The sequence below is a fragment of the Rhodococcus sp. JVH1 genome (genome assembly GCF_000280725.2).
GTDB lineage: Bacteria > Actinomycetota > Actinomycetes > Mycobacteriales > Mycobacteriaceae > Rhodococcus_F > Rhodococcus_F jostii_A.
Window position 1 is genome coordinate 1458680 of sequence record NZ_CP166289.1, and the last position, 24688, is coordinate 1483367.

Annotated in this window: 24 protein-coding genes; 11 read left to right on the forward strand and 13 right to left on the reverse strand. The window is 67.5% G+C overall.

Annotated features, from left to right (window positions below; translation table 11 throughout):
• Positions 1–12: 12 nt before the first annotated feature.
• A complete protein-coding gene (locus JVH1_RS06850) occupies positions 13–822 on the reverse strand; it encodes a class I SAM-dependent methyltransferase (RefSeq protein ID WP_009479151.1) in 810 nt (269 codons plus the stop codon).
• A gap of 130 nt (positions 823–952) precedes the next feature.
• Between JVH1_RS06850 and JVH1_RS06855 the strand changes: the two genes are divergently transcribed.
• Positions 953–2347, forward strand: a complete 1395-nt coding sequence (locus JVH1_RS06855) for an acyl-CoA dehydrogenase family protein (protein ID WP_009479150.1) — start codon at positions 953–955, stop codon at positions 2345–2347.
• A 13-nt stretch (positions 2348–2360) separates the two neighbouring features.
• On the opposite strand, the gene JVH1_RS06860 is transcribed toward JVH1_RS06855, so the two are convergent.
• The 7 genes from JVH1_RS06860 to JVH1_RS06890 form a co-directional block, all read right to left on the reverse strand.
• Positions 2361–2711 carry a hypothetical protein gene (locus JVH1_RS06860; protein WP_009479149.1) on the reverse strand — a complete coding sequence of 117 codons (351 nt, stop codon included), beginning with the start codon at positions 2709–2711 and terminating at the stop codon, positions 2361–2363.
• Positions 2712–2736: 25 nt separating this feature from the next.
• Positions 2737–3306 (reverse strand): mismatch-specific DNA-glycosylase, encoded by a 570-nt coding sequence (locus JVH1_RS06865; protein WP_009479148.1) that lies wholly within the window; start codon positions 3304–3306, stop codon positions 2737–2739.
• A complete protein-coding gene (locus JVH1_RS06870) occupies positions 3303–4292 on the reverse strand; it encodes an SDR family NAD(P)-dependent oxidoreductase (RefSeq protein WP_043781908.1) in 990 nt (329 codons plus the stop codon). Before JVH1_RS06870 ends, JVH1_RS06865 begins: the two co-directional genes overlap by 4 nt.
• 6 nt (positions 4293–4298) lie before the next feature.
• Entirely contained in the window at positions 4299–6227 is a 1929-nt protein-coding gene (htpG, locus tag JVH1_RS06875) for a molecular chaperone HtpG (RefSeq protein WP_011597982.1), read from the reverse strand.
• A gap of 159 nt (positions 6228–6386) precedes the next feature.
• Positions 6387–6599, reverse strand: coding sequence for a DUF4287 domain-containing protein (locus JVH1_RS06880; RefSeq protein ID WP_043781906.1), 213 nt, complete (start codon positions 6597–6599; stop codon positions 6387–6389).
• Between the two features lie 66 nt (positions 6600–6665).
• Positions 6666–7040, reverse strand: a complete 375-nt coding sequence (locus tag JVH1_RS06885; protein ID WP_009479144.1) for a type II toxin-antitoxin system death-on-curing family toxin — start codon at positions 7038–7040, stop codon at positions 6666–6668.
• Entirely contained in the window at positions 7037–7240 is a 204-nt protein-coding gene (locus tag JVH1_RS06890) for a hypothetical protein (protein ID WP_009479143.1), read from the reverse strand. The genes JVH1_RS06885 and JVH1_RS06890 overlap by 4 nt, the downstream gene beginning before the upstream one ends.
• Positions 7241–7414: 174 nt before the next feature.
• On the opposite strand from JVH1_RS06890, the gene JVH1_RS06895 reads away from it, so the two are divergent.
• Positions 7415–9070, forward strand: coding sequence for an alkaline phosphatase D family protein (locus JVH1_RS06895; protein ID WP_009479142.1), 1656 nt, complete (start codon positions 7415–7417; stop codon positions 9068–9070).
• On the opposite strand, the gene JVH1_RS06900 is transcribed toward JVH1_RS06895, so the two are convergent.
• Entirely contained in the window at positions 9067–9534 is a 468-nt protein-coding gene (locus JVH1_RS06900) for an SRPBCC family protein (RefSeq protein ID WP_009479141.1), read from the reverse strand. The genes JVH1_RS06895 and JVH1_RS06900 overlap by 4 nt on opposite strands.
• 138 nt (positions 9535–9672) lie before the next feature.
• Between JVH1_RS06900 and JVH1_RS06905 the strand changes: the two genes are divergently transcribed.
• A complete protein-coding gene (locus JVH1_RS06905; RefSeq protein ID WP_009479140.1) occupies positions 9673–11700 on the forward strand; it encodes an elongation factor G in 2028 nt (675 codons plus the stop codon).
• 37 nt (positions 11701–11737) lie between these two features.
• On the opposite strand, the gene JVH1_RS06910 is transcribed toward JVH1_RS06905, so the two are convergent.
• Positions 11738–12781: a helix-turn-helix transcriptional regulator gene (locus tag JVH1_RS06910; protein WP_009479139.1), complete on the reverse strand. Its 1044-nt coding sequence runs from the start codon at positions 12779–12781 to the stop codon at positions 11738–11740.
• A gap of 86 nt (positions 12782–12867) precedes the next feature.
• Here JVH1_RS06910 and JVH1_RS06915 point away from each other — a divergent pair, with 86 nt between their 5' ends.
• From JVH1_RS06915 to JVH1_RS06925, 3 genes are all read left to right on the forward strand, one after another.
• Entirely contained in the window at positions 12868–13335 is a 468-nt protein-coding gene (locus JVH1_RS06915) for a hypothetical protein (RefSeq protein WP_009479138.1), read from the forward strand.
• Positions 13332–13736 carry a DUF1304 domain-containing protein gene (locus JVH1_RS06920; protein ID WP_009479137.1) on the forward strand — a complete coding sequence of 135 codons (405 nt, stop codon included), beginning with the start codon at positions 13332–13334 and terminating at the stop codon, positions 13734–13736. The genes JVH1_RS06915 and JVH1_RS06920 overlap by 4 nt, the downstream gene beginning before the upstream one ends.
• Before the next feature lie 68 nt (positions 13737–13804).
• Positions 13805–14674, forward strand: coding sequence for a cutinase family protein (locus JVH1_RS06925; RefSeq protein WP_083849878.1), 870 nt, complete (start codon positions 13805–13807; stop codon positions 14672–14674).
• A gap of 12 nt (positions 14675–14686) precedes the next feature.
• Here JVH1_RS06925 and JVH1_RS06930 read toward each other — a convergent pair whose 3' ends face one another.
• Positions 14687–15220, reverse strand: a complete 534-nt coding sequence (locus tag JVH1_RS06930; protein ID WP_009479135.1) for a helix-turn-helix domain-containing protein — start codon at positions 15218–15220, stop codon at positions 14687–14689.
• A 55-nt stretch (positions 15221–15275) separates the two neighbouring features.
• Here JVH1_RS06930 and JVH1_RS06935 point away from each other — a divergent pair, with 55 nt between their 5' ends.
• Both JVH1_RS06935 and JVH1_RS06940 read left to right on the forward strand, forming a co-directional pair.
• Positions 15276–16676 (forward strand): MFS transporter, encoded by a 1401-nt coding sequence (locus JVH1_RS06935; protein ID WP_009479134.1) that lies wholly within the window; start codon positions 15276–15278, stop codon positions 16674–16676.
• A gap of 1380 nt (positions 16677–18056) precedes the next feature.
• Positions 18057–18803: a tyrosine-type recombinase/integrase gene (locus tag JVH1_RS06940; RefSeq protein ID WP_371112952.1), complete on the forward strand. Its 747-nt coding sequence runs from the start codon at positions 18057–18059 to the stop codon at positions 18801–18803.
• On the opposite strand, the gene ychF is transcribed toward JVH1_RS06940, so the two are convergent.
• The gene (gene ychF / locus JVH1_RS06945; protein WP_009479128.1) at positions 18800–19879 is read right to left on the reverse strand and encodes a redox-regulated ATPase YchF; all 1080 of its coding nucleotides are present in this window, start codon (positions 19877–19879) and stop codon (positions 18800–18802) included. The genes JVH1_RS06940 and ychF overlap by 4 nt on opposite strands.
• 47 nt (positions 19880–19926) lie before the next feature.
• Complete coding sequence (locus JVH1_RS06950) at positions 19927–20340, reverse strand: CD225/dispanin family protein (RefSeq protein WP_009479127.1); 414 nt, start codon at positions 20338–20340, stop codon at positions 19927–19929.
• A gap of 119 nt (positions 20341–20459) precedes the next feature.
• Between JVH1_RS06950 and JVH1_RS06955 the strand changes: the two genes are divergently transcribed.
• From JVH1_RS06955 to JVH1_RS06965, 3 genes are all read left to right on the forward strand, one after another.
• On the forward strand, positions 20460–22037 hold the full coding sequence (locus JVH1_RS06955; protein WP_009479126.1) for an FMN-binding glutamate synthase family protein: 1578 nt from the start codon (positions 20460–20462) through the stop codon (positions 22035–22037).
• A gap of 126 nt (positions 22038–22163) precedes the next feature.
• Positions 22164–24467, forward strand: coding sequence for a carbon starvation CstA family protein (locus JVH1_RS06960; protein WP_009479125.1), 2304 nt, complete (start codon positions 22164–22166; stop codon positions 24465–24467).
• Positions 24460–24651 carry a YbdD/YjiX family protein gene (locus JVH1_RS06965; RefSeq protein ID WP_029539499.1) on the forward strand — a complete coding sequence of 64 codons (192 nt, stop codon included), beginning with the start codon at positions 24460–24462 and terminating at the stop codon, positions 24649–24651. Before JVH1_RS06960 ends, JVH1_RS06965 begins: the two co-directional genes overlap by 8 nt.
• Positions 24652–24688 lie beyond the last annotated feature (37 nt).

The following is a 24688-nucleotide window of genomic DNA, read 5'->3' on the forward strand; positions in this document are numbered from 1 at the left end:
CCCTCCGCGCTGCTACACGCGGCAGAGGATCTCGCTGTGCAGGAGCGCGAACCAGCCGTCGTCCTCCCGCACCCACGAACGCCAGCCCGCAGCGATGCGTTCCAGGTCCGCCTCGGTGGCGAGCCCCAGTTCGAGCGCGCGGTCCGCGTAGTTCGACTGCAGCGAGCGATCAGCCCAGGACCCTCCCCACCACTCGCGATCCTCGTCGGAGGAGAAGCACCACGTGCTCGCGGTGTTCACGACGTCGGCGAAACCCGCCTCGTGTGCCCAGGCCCGCAGGCGGCGGCCGGCGTCCGGTTCACCACCGTTCGCCCGCGCGATGTTTTTGTAGAGCGTCAGCCATTCGTCGAGTTCCGGTGTCGCCGGAAACCACGTGAAGGTGCCGTAGTCCGCGTCGCGGGCGGCGACGATTCCGCCGGGCCTGCACACCCGCTTCATCTCGCGCAGCGCCTGCACCGGGTCACCGACGTGTTGCAGGACCTGATGCGCGTGCACGACGTCGAAGCTGTCGTCGGGAAAGTTCAGGGCGTGGACGTCCGACACCACGGTCAGGGTGTTCGGGACTCCCCGCTTCGCGAATTCGTTCCGGGCGAGGGACAGCGCGTCGTCGTTCATCTCGACGGCGGTGACGACTCCGGGTGCGACGAGTCCGGCGAGGTCGGCGGTGATCGTGCCCGGCCCGCACCCGACGTCGAGCAACGTCATGCCTGCGCGCAGGTGCGGGAGCAGATAACCGGCGGAGTTCTCGGCGGTGCGCCACCGATGGTTTCGCAGCACCGATTCGTCGTGACCGTGGGTGTAGACCGTCTCGTCGCCGTTCATGCCTCGACGCTAGCAACATCGACCAGATAATGGGATAGTCCTCCCATATTTTGAGATATCGTGAACTCCGGTAGCGGCGAGTCGTGAGTGTTACGTTGTTGCACACCAACGCGGCAACCGAGGGACTGTCATGACTTTCAGCCTCGCTCTCACTCCGGCGCAGAAAGACCTCGTCGAGCGGACGCACGCCTTCGCGGAGAACGTGATCCGACCGGTGGCTGCCGAGCACGACCGCGCGCAGGAGTTCCCCTGGGACGTTCTCGAGAAGGCCGCCCAAGAGGGTTTCTACAGTCCGCTGTTCTACCGCGACCTCATCGGCGACCCGACCGGCCTGTCCCTCCCCCTGTTCATGGAGGAGTTGTTCTGGGGTTGCGCCGGAATCGGGCTGGCCGTCGTGATGCCCGCGTTGGCGCTGTCGTCGATCGGGCAGGCCGCGACGCCGGAGCAGATGCTGCGGTGGGCGCCGGAGTGCTTCGGCGAGCCTGGCAACCTGAAACTCGCGGCACTGTGTATCTCGGAACCCGAGGGCGGCAGCGACGTGCGGAATCTGCGGACCACCGCGACGCGCGACGGCGACGAGTGGGTGATCGAGGGCCACAAGATGTGGATCGGCAACGGGGGCATCGCCGACGTGCACGTGGTGAACGCGACCGTCGATCCGGATCTGGGCCATCGCGGGCAGGCGCTCTTCGTGGTCCCCGGCGGAAGCCCGGGTATCGAACTCGTCCGCAAGCTCGACAAGCTGGGCTGCCGCGCGTCGCACACGGCGGAGCTGAAATTCCATCAGGTGCGGGTACCCGCCGACCACCTGCTCGGCGGCGACGACAAGCTGCAGAACCGCATGCGGAAGGCCCGTGAGGTGCAGGAGGAGGTGGCCACCGGCGCGCCCCAACGCAAATCGGCCACCCTCGGCACGTTCGAGCAGACACGCCCCATGGTCGCCGCTCAGGCGCTGGGCATCGCCCGCGCCGCGCTCGAATACGCCACCGAGTACGCGAACCGCCGCGAGGCATTCGGCGGCCCCATCATCGACAACCAGGGCATCGCATTTCCGTTGGCCGACCTCGCGACCCAGATCGACGCCGCGCGGCTGCTCACGTGGCGGGCGTCGTGGATGGCGGCGGCGGGCGTGGAGTTCCGCCACGGCGAGGGTTCGATGGCGAAACTCGCGGCGTCGGAGGTCGCGGTGAAGACCACGGAACGCGCACTGCAGACGATGGGTGGGTGGGGGTACATCAGCGACCACCCCGTCGAGAAGTGGTACCGGGACGCCAAGCTGTACACCATCTTCGAGGGCACCAGCGAGATTCAGCGGATGGTGATCGGGCGCGCACTCGGCGCCGCGGACGGCGCCCCGCCCCTCCACTTCGATCAGCCGACCGAGGGATCCGCCTTCAACCGGCGGTTCGGCAGGGGCACGTCCGTGCGCACGAAGGCGGGCGAGTTCGCGATGTCGATGAAGGACCGGATGCCCGAGTCCGCGCAGCGACTCGCGATGAAAATCCTTGCTCCACCAAAGAAGTGATGCCCGCTCGAGATCAGGTCCAGAGTGCGGCCACCAAGACGGTGACGATGCCGAGCCCACCGGTCACGTGGACCAGGTTCGGGTTCTCCTGCCCCTTCTTCTGCTTGCCCCGGACGATCTCGGCGAGCGCGACCACGACCAGTGAGAGCACAAGCTTCACGCCGATCTTGACGTGGTTGTAGTCCTTGTCCAGTACGGCCTCGCCGAGCCCGACCAGGATCAGTCCCGTCACGAATTGGAGCCGCGCACCCCACACCATCACCTCGGAGATCCGCGGCGCTCCGAGCACCGCGAAATAACCGCCGACGAGGGCGGCCATGCCGAGCAGGTGGCAGACGAAGAAGAGGTTGTAGACGACGGTCATCTCCGCAGCCTAGCGACCCGCCCGGTCAGCCGGAAACGATTCCCGCCTCGATCGCCGCCTCGCGGTACGACGTGGCCAGGGTGGCGACGGTTTCGTGGGCGTTGAGCCCGCTGGGATTGGGTACCAGCCACAACTCCGCGCCCTCGAGGTCGCGGGGTTGCTTACCCTTCTTCGCGGCACGCTCCCCGAATGCCGTGCGATAGGCGGTGATTCCGGCGACGGCGACCACCCGGGGAGCGGTGCCGCGGACCACGGCGCGCAGGCGCTCGGCTCCGACGGCCAGTTCCTCGCCGGACAACTCGTCCGCTTTCGCCGTGGCGCGTGGGGCCAGGTTGGTGATGCCGACACCCCGCTCGATCAGGTGATGGCGATCCGCGTCCGACATCCCGGACGTCGGGTCGATCGGACGCTCGATGATCCCGGCGGCCAGCAGGGCCGGATAGAAGCGGTTGCCCGGGCGCGCGAAATGCGCCCCGGTCGCGGCGGTCCACAGTCCCGGGTTGATACCGACGAACAGCAGCCTGCAGCCCGGTCCGATGAGGTCCGGAACCTCGGCGTCGCGGAACGACTCCAACTCCGCACGAGTAAAGCTCACAGTCGGCCCGCCTCCGCCAGCCCGGCAACGGTGTCGGCCAGGGTTTCCGCCGAATCGCGGTACTTCACACCCAGTTCGCTCTCGCTCGGCCAGTCGTCGGTGTCCGGCATCCGCGTGTAGTACTCCATCGCGGCCTCCGAGATCGGGGTGTCGATGGGGACGAACCGGTCGACGGCGTCGACCAGCCTGCCCACCAGGCGCAGCGCGGCGTCCGGAACCGGGAACACGCCCATCCATTTGCCGGTGATCACGCCCAGCATCTCGGCGATCCCCGCGATCGGAATCCGGGGACCACCGAGCATGTACCGGCGGGCACCGCGTCCCTGCTCGAGGAGGGCGGCGTGCGCGCTCGCCACCTCCCGGACGTCGACCATCGTCCACGCGGCGCCCCGCCCGGGCAGACCCCGCAGGTGGACGGCGGCCTCGACTGCCTGGGCGGCCTCGCCGAACTGGGTCCCCGCCGGCGGGCCGATGATCATGCCCGGATAGGTGATCGCGATGGGTGCGCCGTCGGCCTGAAGGTCGCGAGCGTACTGCTCTACACGTGCCTTGCTCCGGCCGTAGGCGTCGGGGGGCCCGCACACCGGCAGGTCGGGAGTGAGCAGCCGGGCCCCCGGCTGGAACAGTGCAGCGATACTCGAGACGTAGACGATCGGATCGAGGCCCAGCTCGACCGCGGTTCCCAGCACGTTCTGCGCGCCGGCCAGGTTGGTCTGCAGCATCTCCTCCGCGCGCCGCGGGTCGACCGCGACCACGGCGGCGGCGTGGACGACGGCGTCGCAGCCGTCGAGCGCGCGGCGCACGGACTCGGCGTCCGTGATGTCACCGACGACGTGATCCGACGTGTCGAGTCCGAGTGCCGCGGCACTGGTCACGAGGCGAGCAGGATCCCGCACGAGGAAGCGCACCCGGTGACCGGCGTCCACCGCCGCCTTCGCGCTCCATGCCCCGACGAACCCTGTTCCCCCCGTGACCAATACCAGCAAGGTGAACTACACCGTCCTGGCGAGACGGTTGGCGAGCATGGTGGTGAACCGGGCGGGATCCTCGAGTTCGCCGCCTTCTGCCAGCAACGCCATCCCGTAGAGGAGCTCCGCGGTCTCCCCCAGCGCCGGATCCTCGTTGCGTTCGCCGTGCGCCTCCCGCAGCCCGGTGACGAGCGGGTGGGTCGGGTTCAGCTCGAGGATGCGCTTCGTCACGGGGACGGGCTGCCCGGACGCCCGGTACATCCGCTCCAACGCCGGCGACATGCTGAAGGCGTCGCCGACGATGCAGGCCGGTGATGTGGTCAGCCGCGTGGACAGTCGCACCTCTTTGACCTGCTCGCTCAGCGCGTCGGCCATCCAGGAGAGCAGGCCGGCGAAGTCCTTCTCCTGCTCCTCCCGCTCCGATTCGTGTGCCTTCTTGTCTTCCTCGGTGTCGAGATCGACCTCGCCCTTGGCGATCGACTGGAACGACTTGCCGTCGAATTCCGGCACGGCGCCGACCCACATCTCGTCCACGGGATCGGTGAGCAGCAGCACCTCGAAGCCCTTCGCGCGGAAAGCCTCCATATGCGGTGAGCTCTCGAGCAGCTGCCGGGATTCGCCGGTCGCGTAGAAGATCTGTTCCTGACCGTCCTTCATCCGTGCCACGTAGTCTTCGAGCGAGGTGAGCTCCTCCTCGCTGTGGGTGGACGCGAACGACGAGATACCCAGCAGCACATCCCGATTGTCGGTGTCCGACATCAGGCCTTCCTTGACCGCGCGGCCGAACTCCGCCCAGAACGTGCGGTAGTCGTCGGGCCGCTCGGTCTTCAGGTCCTTGATCGTGGTGAGGACCTTCTTGGTGAGCCTGCGCCGGATGGCACGAATCTGCCGGTCCTGCTGAAGGATCTCACGAGACACGTTGAGGGACAGGTCCTGAGCGTCGACCACACCCTTGACGAAGCGGAGGTACTCCGGCATCAGCTGGTCGCAGTCGTCCATGATGAAGACGCGCTTGACGTACAGCTGCACACCCGTCTTCCCGTCCCGCATGAACAGGTCGAACGGGGCGTGGGACGGGATGAACAGCAGTGCCTGGAACTCGAACGTGCCCTCCGCCTTCATCGGGATGACCTCGAGCGGATCGTCCCAGGCGTGGGCGATGTGCTTGTAGAACTCCTTGTACTCGTCCTCGGAGACGTCGTCCTTCGAGCGCGCCCACAGCGCCTTCATCGAGTTGATCGTCTCGGACGTCGTGGTGACCTCGTCCTCACCGTCGCCCTCCGCGGGAACCGTGCGCTCGACGTTCATCCGGATCGGCCACGCGATGAAGTCGGAGTAGCGCTTGACGAGTTCCTTGATCTTCCGTTCCGACGTGTAGTCGTGCAGGTGATCCTCGGCGTCCTCGGGCTTGAGGTGCAGGGTGACGGAGCTGCCTTGCGGGGCGTCGTCGACCGCCTCGATCGTGTAGGTGGCCTCGCCGCTCGACTCCCAGCGCGTGGCCTCGCTCTCGCCGGCCTTCCGCGTCAGCAGCGTCACCTTGTCGGCGACCATGAACGTTGAGTAGAAGCCGATGCCGAACTGTCCGATCAGTTCCTCGGAGGCGGCGGCGTCCTTCGCTTCCTTCAACTTGCGGCGCAGGTCTGCGGTGCCGGACTTGGCCAGCGTGCCGATGAGGTCGACGACCTCGTCGTGCGACATGCCGATGCCGTTGTCGCGGACGGTCAGCGTGCGCTTCTCCGCGTCCACCTCGATCTCGACGTGCAGATCCGACGTGTCGACGTGGAGCTCCTTGTTGCGGAAGGCTTCGAGCCGCAACTTGTCCAGCGCATCCGACGCGTTGGAGATGAGCTCCCGCAGAAACGAGTCCTTGTTGGAGTACACCGAGTGGATCATGAGGTCCAGGAGCTGGCGGGTCTCCGCCTGGAACTCCAGTTGTTCGATTTTCGTGCTCACTTCGATTCCCTTCGACAGCAGAACCCTCGACACCAGATTCGTCGTCGGAATGATAGCCCGCGGCCGAATATCGGATTCATCGCGGCGAGAGGTCCGGAGATGGCTGCGCCAGGGCGGCGAGGAACCTCCCGCGCCGAACCCGAACCCGGACCGGGGCCGTCAGCCGGCGGCGTCCCCCTTCAGGGTGTGGGCGACCAGCGCGTTGGCGTGGCCGTGACCGAGGCCGTGCTCGGACTTCAGCCAGCTCACCAACTCCATGTGCTTGGTCAGCTCGGACGCCCGGATGAGCGTCTGCCATTCACTGATCGGCCGACCGTACTTCTCCTCGATCGACGGGAAATACGACGCGGGACCCTTCACTGGTTCAGCCATGCGCGACAGGCTAGCCGAACCCTCCGACACATACTGTCCGACAGGGATCTTCGGATGTAGCGACACTCAGACGGGACGCGCCCAATCAGCGAGCTGCCGCGACACCTCCCGGTACCCCTGCTCCCCGCTCGACACAGCGATGACCAAGTCGTACGCCGGATCTTCGGGAGCATCCAGGTCGTAGCCGTTCAGTCCATAGAACACGTGAACCGCCAGCCAGGACAGCCTCTTGTTCCCGTCGACCAGCGCCTGGTTCCTCGTCAGGGACTCGAGCAGAACGGCAGCCTTGTCGTGAATCGACGGGTACGCCTCCTCGCCGACCAATGACGTCTGCGGACGATGAGCCGCCGAGTCGAGCAGTCCGAGGTCCCGGACGGACGCAACGCCGAGATCCTCGGCCAGCGCGAGCAAGTCCTCGAGAGTCAGGTAGTCGATCGTCACTGAGCGAGGCGGTCCAGCAAGGTGGCATACCGCTCGCGGCCGCGACGGGACAGCGCGCGAACCCGCTCGTCATGGGTGTGTCGGGCAGCAGCCTCCACGATCGCGCGGACGGTCGCCTCCTGCTTGCTGACACCTTGAGCGTCGGCGAGAAGCGTGAGCGCGCGCTCCTGCTCCTCAGTCAGTCGCAATGTCATGGCCATGTACCCATGATACCAAAGTGGTACCAGGTGACGGCACCTCCTGGCGAATCACCACGAGTCGCCGCGAACCCCACGACTCTTTCGCGGCGGAAGCCTTCTCGGGTTTGCTCGGGGATCCGTAGGCTGAGCGTATGTATCCGTCACGCGCGAAGAGAATTCCGGCAAGGTGACGCCGTGGCGGAGCTGATTCTGGGGCCACTGCTGAGGCATGTCGGCACGTGCGATGCCACGGTGTGGGTCGAGACGTCGGAGGCGTGCACCGTCCGGGTCCTCGGCCACGAGGAGCGCACGTGGAACGTGTCGGGTCACCACTATGCGCTCGTCGTCGTGGAGGGTCTGGAGCCCGGGTCGACCACCCCGTACGAGGTGACCCTCGACGGCCGCCCGGTGTGGCCGTTGCCGAGTGCCGTCCCGTCGGTGATCCGCACCCTCCGGGAGGACGACGACACGCTCGTCCTGACGTTCGGGTCGTGCCGGTTCGCCACGATGTCCACGACGGAGGACAACCGGCACCTCGGCGCCGACGCGCTGGACGCCTACGCGGTGCGGATGGCCGAACAGTCCCCGGACCAGTGGCCCGACGCCCTGCTACTGCTCGGGGATCAGGTGTACGCCGACGAACTCTCCCCCGAGACCGAGGCCCGGGTCGCCGAGATCCACGACGTGAAAGAGCCGCCGGGGCCGCAGGTGCGCAATTTCGAGGAGTACACCTGGCTCTACGCCGAGTCGTGGACGGACCCTCAGGTGCGCTGGCTGATGTCGACGGTGCCGACGTCGATGATCTTCGACGACCACGACGTCCGGGACGACTGGAACACCTCGGAATCCTGGCGTGCCGAACTCGAGGCCACGTCGTGGTGGGAGGAGCGCATCGTCGGCGCGCTGTCCTCGTACTGGGTGTACCAGCACCTCGGGAACCTGGCGCCGAGCCTCCTCGCCGAAAATGAACTGTATCAACGGGTTCGGAAGCACGGCGGCGACGTCGAGCCGATGCTCCGCGAATTCGCGTCGGCCGCCGACGAGGAAGCGGACGGGGCGAAGGGCACGCAATGGTCGTATCGCCGGGACCTCGGGGTCGCGCGGCTGCTCGTCATCGACTCGCGGTGTGGTCGTGTCCTCTCCGGCGGTCGCCGCGAGATGGTGTCCGACCCCGAATTCTCCTGGATCGAACGTCAGACCGAGGGCGATTACGACCATCTGCTCGTCGGGACGTCGCTGCCGTGGTTGCTGCCCCGCGCCCTGCACGACCTCGAGTCCTGGGACGAACGACTCGCCGCCGGGTCCCGCGGCCCGCGGGTGGCGGCCGTGGCGGAGAAGATCCGGCGGGGTGCGGACCTCGAGCACTGGGCGGCGTTCCGTGACTCGTTCGACCGGTTGGCCCGCCTCTTCGCCGAGGTCGGAGCAGGCCGCAAGGCCGGTCCGGCCGGCCGGGCGCCGTCCACCATCTCGGTGCTGTCCGGGGACGTCCACCACGCCTATGTCGCGCAGGCGCACTACGCCGAGAAACTGCAGTCACTGGTGTATCAGCTGACGTGCTCTCCCCTGCACAACTACGTTCCGGCCGCCATGAAAGTGACGTTCCGGATCTCGTGGCGGCGCGCGACCGAGCGGACCGTGCGTTTCATCCTCGGCCGGGTGTCGCGGGTGCCACCCGTTCCCATCGACTGGTCGAAGGTCGCCGGACCGTTCTTCGGCGACCAGGTCGCGACGCTCCACCTGAACGGACGGTCCGCCCGCCTCGTGATGGAACAGGCACGCAACGACAGCGACGGCACACCCCGCTTCAAGACCATGACCGACCTCGAGTTGACGACGGGAACCGACGCCTAACGCTGCTCGGCCGTCGCCTTCAGTTGCGCGAGCCCCTTCTCGAAGTCCTTGCCCACCATCTTGTCCATCGGGAAGAGGACTCCCACGATCTTGAAGAAACGGTTGGTCTTGCCGGTCATCTGCCAGCGGACGGTGGTCCCGGCGCTGTTCGGTTCGAGGAGGAACGTCGTGACGTTGTCCGCCTTGAACGGTTTGAGGAACTTCAGGTCGAGCACGACCTTCGAACCGGGCACCGACTCGGTGATCACCATCGACCCCGCCCCCGCCTTGCGATTGCCCTCCCAGGCGTAGGCGGCGCCGACACCCGACTCGGGGCCGGAGTACGTGCGTTTCAGGTCGGGATCGACGTTCTCCCACGGCGACCACGACTGCCACTGCCGGAAGTTGTCGAGGAACGGCTGAACGACGTCGGGGCTCGCATCGATGACGGTGGAACGTTCGACGAGGAAGTCGTCCGAAGCCATGCCGGTCTCCATTCGCTGTCGGGTGTGGTGGAACGAGGTCGCGCCCACCTGGACAGGTGGAAGATAACGCCTCGCCGACGGTCGCGCGCGCTGTATCGTCGGGAGCGACCCAACGACAGTGCTGTGGTGGGGGTAGCAGTGACGACCGAGACGGATCTGATCCGCAATATCGCTCTGATGGGACATCAGGGTAACGGGAAGACGACGCTCGCGGAGGCGATGCTCTTCCGCGCCGGTGTCGTCACCCGGCCCGGACGCGTCGAGAGCGGTAACACCGTGCTCGACACCCAACCGGAAGAGCACGACCGCACGCAGTCGCTGGCGCTCGGCCTGGCCTCCTTCTCGTGGGGCGACTACCGGATCAACCTGCTCGACCCGCCGGGTTATGCCGATTTCATCGGCGACGCGATGACCGCTCTCCGGGTCGCGGACGTCGCCGTGTTCGTGATCGACGGCGTCAGCGGTCTGCAGGTGAACGACGAGTTGCTGTGGCAGGCGGCCGGTGAGCGTTCCATCCCGCGCATCCTGTTCGTGAACAAGATGGACAAGGAGCGGGCGTCGTTCGACGTCGTCCTGGCCGGTATCCGCGACCATTTCGGGTCCGGGGTCGAGCCGGTCGACCTGCCCGTCGGCGAGGCGTCGGCGTTCACCGGGGTCGCCGATCTCCTCACCGAGCACGTCATCCTCTACGACAGCGGGTCCGCGAACACGAGCGACGAACTGCCCGCCGATATCGCCGACCGCGAGCACGAACAGCACGAGCATCTCGTGGAGGACGTGGTCGAGATCGAGGACGACCTGCTCTCGAAGTATCTCGACGGGGAGGACATCTCCGTGGCCGAACTCGAGCACGCGCTCCGCGCGGGTTTCGCGGCGGGCTCGCTGTGGCCGGTGCTGTGCGGGTCGGCGGTCGATGCGATCGCCGTCGACCGGTTGCTCGACTTCGTGTGCCGGATCGCGCCCGCACCGTCGGAGGTCCCGGGCATCGAGGTTCACGGCGACGGGGTCGCCGAGGTGCGGTGCGATCCGTCCGGTGATCCGCTCGCGTACGTCTTCAAGACGCAGACCGACGAGTACGTCGGGCAGGTGGCGTTGGTGAAGATCCTGTCCGGCACCGTGCACGCCGACGACGTCCTCGTCAATCAGCGCACCGGAGCGAAGGAGCGCCTGCACAACCTGCTTCGCGTCCTCGGCAGCAAACACACCGCGATCGACACCGCGGAGGCGGGCGACATCGTCGGCGCCATCAAACTGACCGACGTCTCGACGGGTGACACCCTCGCGCCGATCGGCTCGTCCCTCACCGTCCCCCCGATCGTGCACCGGCGTCCCGTCTACGGAATCGCCGTGGCCGCCGAGAGCGCGGGCGACGAGGACAAACTGGCGACCGCCCTGACGGAGCTCGTCAGCGACGACCCGACGCTGGAGGTGACCCGCGACAGCGAAACCCACCAGACGGTGGTCCGGGGCGCCGGCGATGTGCACGTGCAGGTGGCGCTGACCCGGTTGAAGCGGCGGTACGGCATCACCCTCCAGACCGAACCCGTCAAGATCGCGTACCGCGAGACGCTGCTCGGCACCGTGGAGACGGAGGGCCGCCACAAGAAGCAGAGCGGCGGCCACGGCCAGTTCGGGGTGGCGACGGTCCGCTTCGAGCCGCTCCCCCGCAACGAGGGCTACGAGTTCGTCGACGAGACCCGCGGTGGAGTGATACCCAAGTCCCTCATCCCCGCGGTCGGCAAGGGGATTGCCGAATCGATGGGACGCGGAGGCCGGCACGGGTTTCCGCTCGTCGACCTGCGGGCCACCGTTCTCGACGGCAAGCATCACTCGGTCGACTCCGACGATTTCAGTTTCCGGATGGCGGGGGCACTCGCCCTCCGTGCGGCCATCGACAAGGTGGGCACCCTCGTCCTCGAACCCGTCGACCACGTCGAGGTCACGGTGCCGTCGGCGCTTCAGGGTGACGTGATGGCGGATCTCGGACGGCGCCGCGGCCAGATCGAGGGCACCGAACCGGCAGGGGACGGCGAGGTCACCGTCATCGCGTCGGTGCCGACGAGCGAGGTCACCGACTATCCGGTCGCCCTGCGCTCGATGACACACGGGCGTGGCCGTCTCGCACTGAGTTTCAAGTGCTACCAGGAACGGCCCGAACCGCGCTGAGCCGCCGTGGAGGGCGGGGCCGGTTCGTGAGCCGCCGCTAGTGCTCGCGACCGGTCCGCAGCCGAGCGGCGAGCTCCGCGCGGCTGCGGACCCCGGCCTTCGCGTACACCGATTTCAGGTGGTCCTGGACGGTGTTCACGGTGATGCCGCGGCGGTCCGCGATCTCGGACGTCGCGTAGCCGGCCATCACATCGGCGCACACGTCACGCTCGCGTGCGGTCACCGCATACGCCGCGAGCAACAATCCGGTGAGCTCGCCGCCGACGGCGGGTTCGAGGGTGACCACCGTCTGCGGTTCGTCGCCGCCGATCAAGGCCGTGGCGCGCACCAGAATCCAGCCGCCCTCCGCGTCGCGCACACGCGCCTTGAAGATCCCCGAACCGCTCGACCGGGCTCCGAACGTCGCGGCCCGCAGCACCACGGTCAGCCTGCCGGGGGCGACCTCGTCGAAGCGGTCCTGCCAGCCGCGGGCCGCGGCTGTGAGCGCAATCGGATCGCCGGCGGCGTCGGTGACCACCACCGCCGGACCCTGGTCACCGCGACCGGAGACCGCCGGGGCGTGCACGGACGCGGCCCGCGTCGCGACCGCCAGGCCGGGAGCCACGAGTGTGAGGAACTCGAGCTCACGGTCGGTGAAATCCGGCCCGGACCGCACGAATCCGGCTGCGCCCCAGCACACACCGTCGACGCGGAACACGATTCGGACCTCGCCGCCGAGCCCCAGCGGCGCCCACACCGCGCCGTGGCGGAGGCTGTGCGCGACCTCGTCCGAGGGTAGGTCCGAGGCCCGCGCGACGGTTCGGCCGCTGCGGGCGAGTTCGGCGAACGTGCCCGGATCGTCGCCGTTGTACTCGGATTCGGCGAGCAGCGGTTCGTACTGCTGCGGTATCCGGCTGCGCCCGCTGGTCATCGAACTGATCGCGAGTGTCTCCGGGTCGAGCATCGCCCAGCACGTCAGGTCGCTGCGCACCGTCTCACCGACCAGTTCGATGGCGCGCTCGTGCAGCTGCGTGACACCGGCACCCGATCCCGCCACAGCGAGCACCTCCCGGCGCAACTTTTCCGCCCGGACCTCCAGCATGAACACAGTATGCGCTGGTCACGGGCACACCACCATCCCAGATTCCGGGGATGGGCAGCGGGGTGCACCGGTCATACCGTCGCAGTATGTCCACTCACGTTCACGTAATCAGAGCAGGCGACGGCCGCCACCTCACCGCGCCGGACGCCCACATCACGGTCTTGGTCGGCGGCGATCACACCGGCGGGGCGTACGAAGTCTTCCTCGTCGAAGCGTCCCGGACCGCACCGGACGGCCCGCTGCACGCCGAGCCGTGGTCGAAGTCCTACCACGTGCTGCGCGGCCGGATGCTGGTCCAGGCCGGAGACACCGGGTACGAACTCGCGGCGGGGGAAACCATCGCCATCGAGGCGGGAACGATGAATACGTTCACGGTCCTGTCCGAGTCCGCCGACTTCCTCCTCGTCTCCGCCGGGGCATCCCACAGCCGTTTCTTCGGTGATCTCGACGCGGTCGGCCGTGGCGGGGACTCGCCGGGAGAAATGGACCGGTTGCTGCGCGGGGTCACCGATCGGTACGGCGTCGAACTCGCGACCGGGTCGGGTGCGCCGTGACCATCGTCGCGCAGATCGCCACACTGGTCGCCGCAGGCGTGCACCTGCTGGCATTCGTGTGGGAGTCGGTCCTGTTCCGCAGGCCGTCGGTGCACGAGGGCATCTTCCGCATCCCCGGCCGCGATGTGCCCGCGGCCCATCTGTGGGCGTTCAACGTCGGCTTCTACAACCTGTTCCTCGGTTCCGGCGCCATCGCAGGCGTCGTCCTGTGGTGGGCGGGTCACGACACTCCGGGTCGCACCCTCGTCGTCTACACCTGCCTCTTCATGTTCCTGGCGGGCATCGCCCTGGCCGTTTCGGACCGGATGGCGCTCAGCCGACAGCGCGGGGACGGCGTCGTCGGCACACTGTCGCAGAGCGTGCCCCCGCTGGTGGCCTTGATCGCGCTGGCGATCGGGTGACAACCCACGGCGCTCGATTGCCAGGAACTTCTCAGGGTCGCCCGAACGGATCATTACCCGCGGTCGGCATGATGGGATCCATGTCCCAGGTGACCGTTCTCGCCGTCGGTGGCACCGGAGAGTCCCACCCCGATGACCACCGACGCCACGTCTCCGGACTGTTGCGTGACGTCACCGACGCCCTCGACGACCGGTTCGCGTCCCGGTGGGTCGGCTATCCGGCGTCGTACGGGCCGGTGGCCGCGGGCGGGCTCAGCTACCGGGAGAGCACCGAGATCGGCGTCCGCCGCTTGATCGACGCCATGGAGGACGCTCCGGGACCGGTCATGCTGATCGGCTACTCGCAGGGATGCACCGTGATCCGTGAGGCGCTCGGGCAGATCGCCACCGGCGCCCTGCGCGCCGACAACCTCTCCGCGGTGGGTCTCGTCTCCGACCCCGAGCAACCCGCGGGGGTGGTGCCGGGCTGCCGCGGACGCGGTGTCGCGGGCGACGGCGCCCCGATCCCCGACTCCGTACCGGTCCAGTGGATCGCGCACCCGGACGACATGATCTGCAATGCCAGCGAAGACAGCTACGTGCGCGACATCGCGGACCTCACCCGGTGGATGTCGTTTCACGCGCTGCGGACGTGGCTCGCACAGACGTGGGAACTGATCCGCAACAACAGCTTCCAGAATGCGACCAAGACCCGCGTCAGCCCCCGGCAGTGGCGCACCGACCTGCGCCGGCTGCGGACCGCGGCCATCGAGGTGCTCGGCTACCTTCCGCCGCGCCTCGCCTGGCGCGGTGTGCGCGTCGTCAATGCGCGGGGTGGGCGGCACGTCGCGTACGCCAGCGAACCCCTCGATGCGAGCGGGCTCACCGGATGCCAGATCCTCGCCCAGTGGTTGCAGGTGCGGGCGACGTTCGAACCGGCCCTGCCCGTCGCGGCGTGAGGGTCGCGTCGATCAGGCGCTGTGCGGCCGCAGTGGAGTGAGCATCCGGCGCGGCTCACGCAGGGCCACGGCGACGGCGTCGCTGCGGGGACGGACGGCCTCCCCCTGCCCGGGCGCGACCACCAGGTCCTCGGGGCCCGGGATCGTGCCGCAGTCGGGGCATCGCCCGAAACGATCGAGTTGCGCTCCGCACACCGCGTGCGAGAACACGCGGCCCGGGTAACTGCCGGGCGACACGTACTGCTCACCCCATTGCGACAGCGCATAGATGCTCGGCCACAGAGCCTTCCCGGCCTCGGTGAGTTCGTACTCGGGATGACCGCCGTCGGCGACACGGACGAGGACGCCGGCCTCGACGAGAGCGGTCAGCCGGTCCGTCAGGACGGCGCGCGAGATGTCGAGGTGGGCAAGCAGATCACTGAAGCGGCGGACCCCGTAGAAACAGTCGCGCAGCACAAGCATCGTCCACCGCTCACCCACCACTTCGAGGGCGCGAGCGAGGTTGCAGTTCTGCTGCGAGTACCCGGTTCCCAGTGCCACACCCACATGCTAACGCAATTCAGTCTTGTCACCAGACCAAAATGGTTCTAAGTTCAGTCTTGTGAACAGACCAACTGCGGTTGCCCCACTGATCCGTGCACACACTCCCCGCCCGGGGACCACGCTGGCCGTCGCATCGCTCGGGACGTTCGTCGCCCTGGTCGCGTTCTGCGCCCCGCTCGGCAACATGCCCACCGTTGCCGCGGCACTGTCGGCGGGCCCGGCAGCGCAGACGTGGATTCTCAGTTCGATGAGCGTCGGCCTCGCCGCGGTCCTGCTGACCGCGGGCGCACTCGCCGACGACTACGGCAGGCGCCGGGTGTTCCACTGGGGTGCCTGGCTTCTCGCCCTGGGCGCGGTGGTCGGCGCGGTCAGTCAGGAACCCGTCCTGTTCATCGTCGGACGACTGATCCAGGGAGTGGCGGGCGCGGCATTGATCGCGGCCAGCCTCGGCGCCGTCGCACATGCCTTTACCACGCCTGCGGCGCGGGCGACGGCGAGTGGCATCTGGGGCGCGAGCGTCGGCGCCGGCATCGCCGTCGGCCCCGTCGTCGCGGGCCTCCTCGACCTCGCCGGGTGGTGGCGCGGCCTGTACTGGGCACTCGCCGTCGCATCGCTCGTGATCGGACAGGTCGCGACGCGCGCGCTCGCGGAGTCACGCTCCGCCGTCCCCAAGCGGATCGACGTCCCCGGAGCGGTCACGCTGTGCGCCGCGATGGTCCTGGTGCTCGTCGCACTCGTCGAGGGCAGACAGGGCAACATGGCCGCCACCGTGCTCTGCGGCGTCGGCGCGGCTGTGTTCACCCTCGCCTTCGTCGCGGTCGAGCTGCGACGACCGTTCCCGATGCTCGACCTCGCATTGTTCCGTCGACGCGACTTCCTGGCCGCCACCCTCGCGGCCCTCGCGACCGGGGCGGGCATCATCGGCCTGATGTCGTTCGCGTGCACGTTTCTGGTCAAGACGATGCACGTCAGCACGCTGGCCGCAGCCGGGGTGATCGCGCTGTGGTCGGGCACGAGTGTCGTGGCGTCGCTGCTCGCCCGCACACTCCCGGCAAGGCTCGCCGGCTCACCACAACTCGTCATCGGACTCGCCGGCGTCGGCGTCGCCATGCTCACGATGACGGGCCTCACCCCCGACTCGTCCCTGCTGCGATTGGTCCCGGGACTGCTGCTCGCCGGCGTCGCGAGCGGCCTGCTCAACGCCGGCCTCGGCCGCCAAGCCGTCGCCAGCGTGCCCGCCGATCAGGGCGGACTCGGCAGCGGCGCCAACAACACCGCCCGCTACCTCGGCTCGTCCATCGGCGTCACCGTCGTCAGCATCATCGCTCTCGACCCGGTAGGCACCGTCGACGGCATGGTGCCGGGCTGGAACTACGCCGCCGTCACCACCGGGCTGATCTCACTGGTCGGCGCAGGGGTGGTCGGCGTGCTCGTGCGAGGAACCGCCGTCAGACGTTGAAGCGGAACTCAGCGCTGGGCGTTTGCTGGAGTTGGCGATTGTTGGCAAATCGCACCTACCTGCGACTTCGACCGTTGATAGCGTTGGCGAGCACCGACAGGCCTCGGGAGTGCTGCGTACCCGCTGCGTACCGAGCGGTGCCACACCACTGCACTCCGATCACCCGGCGATGATCCCCATCCTCCACAGTTGATCCACTACGTCGACCAGCCAAGACGTGACCACCGGTGGAAACGGCGACCACATGCTCCAGCTATCCCCGACCAGGTGAGTGAAGGCATCCATCTCGATCTCCCTTTCGTTCGGCACCTACCCGATCCCCATCCACTCCCGGAAGCCGGGGATCGGGATGTACCAAACGTGGTCGCCGAGCTGCTGCCAGATCCACATCTGCAGTTGCATGGTTCCTCCTTCGTTGCTGTCACCGAGAAGGGCTGGTCAGTGCCAGGAGTTCCACCACAGCACGAGCGGCACAAGGAACGGGAACCAGTAACTCCAGTCCGGGCCGAATCCGATCATCGGAATACCACCTATCTCGCGGTCACCCCGACCTGTTTCGATTATCGACCTGTCGGCGTCCGTGTGGCGACGAATGCTCGACAGCACGCCCCCGTCCATCGTGCGGACGAGGGCCTTTGCCGCCTACGGCCCTTTGACCAGGAGCTGACTGTTGTTGTAGACCGTCCAGGTGTTGCCGCCAGTGGCGAGCTTGCGGTGCCGCAGGAGCACGCTGTGCACGCCCTGCGTGGACCGGGCAGCGTCGACAGATCCGCACCGCTTCGGCGTGGCGGCCCGCCCTGTCGGTTGCGTTCTCGCCGTCCCGCTCGCCGTCGAAAAGGTGGTGGTGCCCGACGCACGCGGCGTCGATCAGGCGGTCGTCGATCAAGTTGGTCAGCACCGGCGGCGCCTTGCGTTTGCGGCGTCCCTGGGGATTTCGCAGTGCCGCGGCCCCGCGATTCCTCGACGTGACGCCGGCGTTCGCTCTCCGGGTGTTGAGCGCGGCGCGCAAGCGGTCAGTCGACACACCGCGATTCGCCAGCCTTTGCGCTAGCTGGGCCTCGGCGCGGGTCGCCGTCACCGGCACGCCCAGGCGCTCGAGGTCGACGATCGTGTCGGCGATCTGTTCGGACGTGGCACTGACGCGGCTCAACGATAGCGGGCAAGATCACATTCGCGAGCTTCTACCGTGAGTGGTCATCTCGTCAGGTGTGGGTACCGGGCACCGTGGAGGCGATGAACCTTGCGGCGAACGGAGTCACGTTCGGTAACGTCGCAATGGCGGACTTGCGGCCTTCCCATCTGGAGACATGGGTGAAGGCCATGCAAAACAAGCCCCTCGCACCAGGGACTATCAAGACACGGTTCAACAACGTGCGCTCAGTGCTGCGCGCAGCGCGCCGAGACAAGGTCCTCGCCGAAGATCCATCCGAGAAGATCACGCTCCCCCGCCGGCGGCGCGCCGATGCCGCGATGATCATCCCCACGGCAGAGCAGGTCGGCGCGCTCGTCCAGGCCGCCGACGTGGACTTCGACGCGTTCGTCGGGCTCTGCGCCTTCGCTGGCCTTCGACTGGGTGAAGCCGCGGCGCTACAGGTCGGCGACGTCGACTTCCTGCGTCGCGAGATCAACGTTCGGCGTCAGGTGCAGCGAGCCAACGGCGGGGTCGTCGAGCTCCGGGCACCGAAGTACGGCTCCGAGCGCGTGATCCCCGCACCCAACGGGCTACTCGAGTTGCTGTCGCTCCACATCGCCCACTGGCGAGCTGGCACCGACCCTGCCGGTTGGATGTTCCCCGGCGAGGGCGAGCACCCCTGGCACCAGAACTCGGTCGGCTACAGATGGCGCAAGACGCGCAAAGCCGTCGGAGTCGACGATCTGCATCTCCATCACTTGCGGCACTTCTACGCGTCCGGCCTCATCGCGGCGGGCTGCGACGTCGTGACGGTGCAGAAGGCGCTGGGGCACAGCTCCCCCACCGTCACGCTGAACACCTACGCCCACCTGTGGCCGGACGCGAGCGACCGTACTCGCAACGCGGCCGAGGCACTCTTCCGGTCGTCGCTGCAGTCCGCTGCGTACCCACTGCGTACCGAGGACCCAAAACAGGGTGGTGACCAGGGGTTCTAAACGTTGAAGCGGAACTCCACCACGTCGCCGTCGGCCATGATGTAGTCCTTGCCCTCCATGCGGACCTTGCCAGCGGCCTTGGCGGCTGCCATGGATCCGGCGGCGACGAGGTCGTCGAAGGAGACGATCTCGGCCTTGATGAAGCCGCGCTCGAAGTCGGTGTGGATGACGCCGGCGGCCTGCGGGGCGGTGTCGCCCTTGTGGATGGTCCAGGCGCGGGATTCCTTGGGACCGGCGGTGAGGTAGGTCTGCAGGCCGAGGGTGTGGAAGCCGGTGCGGGCGAGTGCGTGCAGGCCGGGCTCGGACTGTCCGATGGAGTCGAGCATCTCCTGCCGGTCCTCTTCGTCCAGCTCGAGCAGCTCCTGCTCGACCTTGGCGTCGAGGAACACAGCGTCTGCCGGGGCGACGGAGGCGCGCAGTTCGGCGACCTTCGCGTCGTCGGTGAGCACGGCCTCGTCGGCGTTGAACACGTACAGGAACGGCTTGGTGGTGAGCAGGCTCAGCTCGCGCAGCAGCGCGAAGTCCAGCTTGTCCTTCGCGCTGAACAGGGTCTTGCCCTCGTCGAGGACTTCCTGCGCCTTCAGCGCCTCCTCGTGGACGGGCTTGAGTTCCTTGTTCTTCTTCGCTTCCTTCTCCAGGCGCGGCAGGGCCTTCTCCAGCGTCTGCATGTCGGCGATGACGAGCTCGGTCTCGATCACCTCGATGTCGGATGCCGGGTCGACGCGGCCGTCGACGTGCACGACGTCGTCGTCGTTGAAGACGCGAACCACCTGGCAGATCGCGTCGGCCTCGCGGATGTTGGCGAGGAACTTGTTGCCGAGGCCGGCGCCCTCGGAGGCGCCCTTGACGATGCCGGCGATGTCGACGAACGACACCGTGGCGGGCAGGATGCGCTCGGAACCGAAGATCCGGGCGAGCTCGGACAGCCGCGGATCGGGCAGTTCGACCAGGCCGACGTTGGGTTCGATGGTCGCGAACGGGTAGTTCGCGGCCAGCACGTCGTTGTTGGTCAGCGCGTTGAACAAGGTGGACTTGCCGACGTTGGGCAGTCCGACGATTCCGAGGGTAAGGCTCACGGTCGTTGGATTCTACGGCGTCGGCGTCCGATCAACGACCATCGGCCTCACCAGCTGGAGGTATCGCTGTTCGCGACGAGGGCGATGATCAGGATGGCGTACCCGATGACGAAGACGACGATCAGCGCCACCCAGATCCACAAGGCGATCTTGCCGAGCGCCTTGGCACGGTCGGACGCGTACTGGGCGCCCTGATAGTCGCCCATCGCCCACTTGGGGTACACGTCGTGGACGTGGTTGAACGCGGCGAAGGCGAGCGGCCAGAAGAAGAGGACGGCAGCCACCGCCCATCCGGCGTTCGAGGGCGGCAGTGGCGGCGGGCCGTACTGGCCCGGGTACGGCTGCGGCTGCGGCGGCTGCTGTTGCTGCGTCGGGTACTGGTAGCCGTAGGTACCCGTGTCGCCGGGCTTCGGCGGCACCGGATTGCTCGACGATTCCGGATTGCTCGGCGACTCCGACATGACTCCCCCTGTCGTGGCAGCTGACCTCGTGCGTCCACTATCCCACCTGTCTCCCCATGTGAGTGCGAAAGTGCGCCGGAGTACGCGTCGGCACTCATGTGAGGTTCTAGCCTCAGCGAGTGACCCGCTGGTTGATCGTCCTCGCGCTATGGATCCTCGGACTGGGCGCTCTTGCCTTGACCCTCGGTGTGGCGACCGGGTGGTGGTTCGCCGCGGTCGTCCTTCTCGCGCTCGCAGCCCTGGGGACGTGGGATCTGCTGCAACGGCGGCACAGCATTCTGCGGAATTATCCGGTGCTGGGGCACGCGCGGTTCCTGCTCGAGAAGATCCGCCCCGAGATCCAGCAGTACTTCGTCGAATCGTCCACGGACGGAACGCCCTTCGACCGCGACACCCGCGACCTCGTCTACGAGCGGGCCAAGGGGACGCTCGCCGAGGAACCGTTCGGCACCGAGCGGGACGTGCACGCCGTCGGCTACGAGTTCATGGCCCATTCGCTGCGCGCCCGGATGGCACCGCCCGAGCCGCCGACCGTCCGCATCGGCGGCCCCGACTGCGAACGGCCCTACGACATCGCGCTTCTCAACGTGTCGGCGATGAGCTTCGGCTCGCTCTCCGCGAACGCCATCGAAGCCCTCAACGCCGGGGCCGCGCGCGGCGGGTTCGCGCACGACACCGGTGAGGGCGCGATCAGCCCGTACCACCGCAAGTACGGCGGCGACCTGATCTGGGAGATCGCGTCCGGCTACTTCGGCTGCCGCACGGACGACGGCCACTTCGACCCCGGGAAGTTCGCCGAACATGCGGCATCAGACCAGGTGAAGGCGATTTCGATCAAGCTGTCGCAGGGCGCGAAACCCGGGCTCGGCGGAGTGCTGCCCGGGGCGAAGGTGTCGCGGGAGATTGCCGAGACGCGCGGCGTGCCGGTCGGGAAGACGGTGATCTCCCCGCCCTCGCACACCGCGTTCTCCACCCCGAACGAGCTGATCGACTTCATCGTCACCCTGCGAACGCTCTCCGGCGGCAAACCCGTCGGGTTCAAATTGTGCGTCGGATCGCGCACCGAGTTCCTCGGCATCTGCAAGGCGATGCTCGAACGCGACGTCACCCCGGACTTCGTCATCGTCGACGGCTCCGAGGGCGGAACCGGTGCAGGTCCAGTGGAATTCGAGGACAACATGGGCATGCCCCTCACCGAGGGGCTGATGCTCGTGCACAACGCGCTCACCGGCGCCGGACTGCGGAACCGCATCAAGATCGGCGCGTCCGGGAAGGTCGCCAGCGCATCCGACATCGTCAAACGGATCATTCAGGGCGCCGACTTCACCCTGGCCGCCCGCGCGATGATGTTCGCCGTCGGCTGCATCCAGGCGCAGATGTGCCACACCAACCGCTGCCCCGTCGGAGTGACTACGCAGGACCCGGCGCGGACCCGCGCGCTCGACGTCCCCGACAAGGCGGCCAGGGTGTTCCGGTTCCAGAAGTCGACGGTGGCCGGCGCCCAGCAGATGGTGGCATCGATGGGTCTCGACAGCTTCGACCAACTGACACCGTCGATGCTCAACCGCCGGATCGACGGGGTCACCACGCGCACCTACGCGGAACTGTACGAGTGGCTGATGCCCGGCGAACTGCTCGAGGATCCGCCCTCGGATTGGCTCACCGACTGGATCGACGCCGATTCGTCTCGCTTCTGACGTCGTTTTTTCGTCGAACCGAACGTCGGCGCAATAGGGTGACGGGGGCCACAAAAGATGTGGCATCTGTCGACGGCGTCACCCCCGGCACACAATGACGACGGGGGCGCTGGGAAGGAGTTCGCGATGGCCCTGAGAGCCGCCCCCGAATCCGAGATCGAGTACCTGAAAACGGATCCGGATCTGCCAGCGGTCGGCGTCGTGGACCGCACCCCCATCTCACCGGCGGCGCGGATCACGTTCGCCGTCCTCGGCCTCCTCGGTGGCATCGCCTGGGTGATGATCGCGTTCATCCGCGGCGAGAACATCAACGCCGTCTGGTTCGTGGTGGCCGCCGTCTGCACGTACCTCATCGCCTACCGCTTCTACGCGCGGATGATCGAGCGCAAACTCGTCCAGCCCCGTGACGACCGGGCCACCCCCGCCGAAATCCTGGAAAACGGCAAGGACTACATGCCGACGGACCGGCGGGTGCTGTTCGGGCACCACTTCGCCGCAATCGCCGGCGCAGGTCCCCTCGTCGGTCCCGTCCTCGCCGCACAGATGGGCTACCTGCCCGGCACGCTGTGGATCATCATCGGCGTCGTCTTCGCCGGAGCGGTCCAGGACTTCCTCGTCCTGTGGATCTCGACGAAACGCCGCGGACGCAGCCTCGGTCAGATGGCTCGCGACGAACTCGGCCTCGTCGGCGGTGTGGCCGCCATGATCGGCGTCTTCGTCATCATGATCATCCTCATCGCGGTACTCGCCCTCGTCGTCGTCAACGCGCTCGCGGAAAGCCCGTGGGGCGTCTTCTCGATCGCCATGACCATCCCGATCGCCCTGTTCATGGGCGTCTACCTGCGGTACCTGCGCCCGGGCAAGGTCGCGGAGGTGTCGCTGATCGGCGTCGTGCTGCTGCTCCTCGCCATCGTGTCCGGCGGCTGGGTCGCCGACACCGGTTGGGGCGCCGACTGGTTCACGCTCTCCAAGGTGACCATCGCCTGGCTGATGATCGCCTACGGTTTCGCCGCCTCCGTCCTGCCCGTGTGGCTGCTGCTGGCCCCGCGCGACTACCTGTCGACGTTCATGAAGATCGGCACGATCATCCTGCTGGCCATCGGCATCCTGGTCGCGCAGCCCACCATCAAGATGCCCGACGTCACGACGTTCGCCATCCAGGGCAACGGTCCCGCGTTCGCGGGCTCGCTGTTCCCGTTCCTGTTCATCACGATCGCGTGCGGCGCGCTGTCGGGCTTCCACGCCCTCATCTCCTCCGGCACCACACCCAAGCTGCTGGCGAAGGAAAAGCAGATGCGGCTGATCGGATACGGGGGCATGCTCACCGAGTCGTTCGTCGCGATCATGGCGCTCGTCACCGCGTGCATCATCGACCAGCACCTGTACTTCGCGCTCAACGCGCCGGCCACCCTCACCGGCGGAACCCCCGAGACGGCCGCCGCCTACGTGAACGGCCTCGGACTGTCCAGCCCGAACATCAGCCCCGACACCCTCTCGCAGGCCGCGGAGAACGTGGGCGAGGAGTCGATCATCTCCCGCACCGGCGGTGCCCCGACGCTCGCGTTCGGCATGTCGGAAGTGCTCAGCCAGTTCCTCGGCGGCGCCGCCCTCAAGTCGTTCTGGTATCACTTCGCGATCATGTTCGAGGCGCTGTTCATCCTCACCACCGTCGACGCAGGCACCCGTGTCGCCCGGTTCATGCTGTCGGACTCGCTCGGCAACTTCGGTGGACCCGCCCGCAAGTTCAAGGATCCGTCGTGGCGCGTCGGAGCCTGGGTGTGCTCGCTGGCCGTCGTCGGACTGTGGGGCGCGATCCTGCTCATGGGCGTCACCGACCCGCTCGGTGGAATCAACACCCTGTTCCCGCTCTTCGGCATCGCGAACCAGCTGCTCGCCGCGATCGCGCTGATGGTGGTCCTCGCCATCGTCATGAAGAGGGGCCTCTTCAAATGGGCATGGATTCCGGGCGTTCCCCTCGTCTGGGACCTGATCGTCACCATGACTGCGTCCTGGCAGAAGATCTTCTCCGGCAACACCGCCGTCGGCTACTGGTCCCAGCACGCCGCGTTCAAGGAGGCGAAGGAAGCCGGCAAGACCAGCTTCGGTTCCGCCAAGACTCCCGAGGCCATCGACGCCGTCATCCGCAACACGTTCATCCAGGGCACCCTGTCGATCGTGTTCGCCGGACTCGTCCTCGTCGTCGTGGTGGCCGGAGCGCTCGTCTGCATCAAGGCATTCCGGGCGGGTGGACTGCCGACCACCGAGTCACCCGAGCAACCGTCGAAGATCTTCGCGCCCGCCGGGTTCGTCCCCACCGCCGCCGAGAAGGAACTCGACAAGGAATGGAACGAACTCATCGCATCGGGCGTCGTGCGCGCACCCGGTGCTGCACACACCCACACGGACAGGGCACATCACCATGATGAATAGGGTTGTGGGGGCCGTCCGGACCGCCTGGTGGTGGACGGGGTCGCTGATGGGCGACCACGACTACAGCAGGTACGTCGAACACCTTCGCCGGAACCATCCGGAGGCCGAGGTGCCGACCGAGCGCGAGTACTGGAAGGCGCGCTACGCGGACGCCGACGCGAACCCGGGTGCCCGCTGCTGCTGACCTCACCGGGCCGTCCCGGCGTCCCCCAGTACTGTCA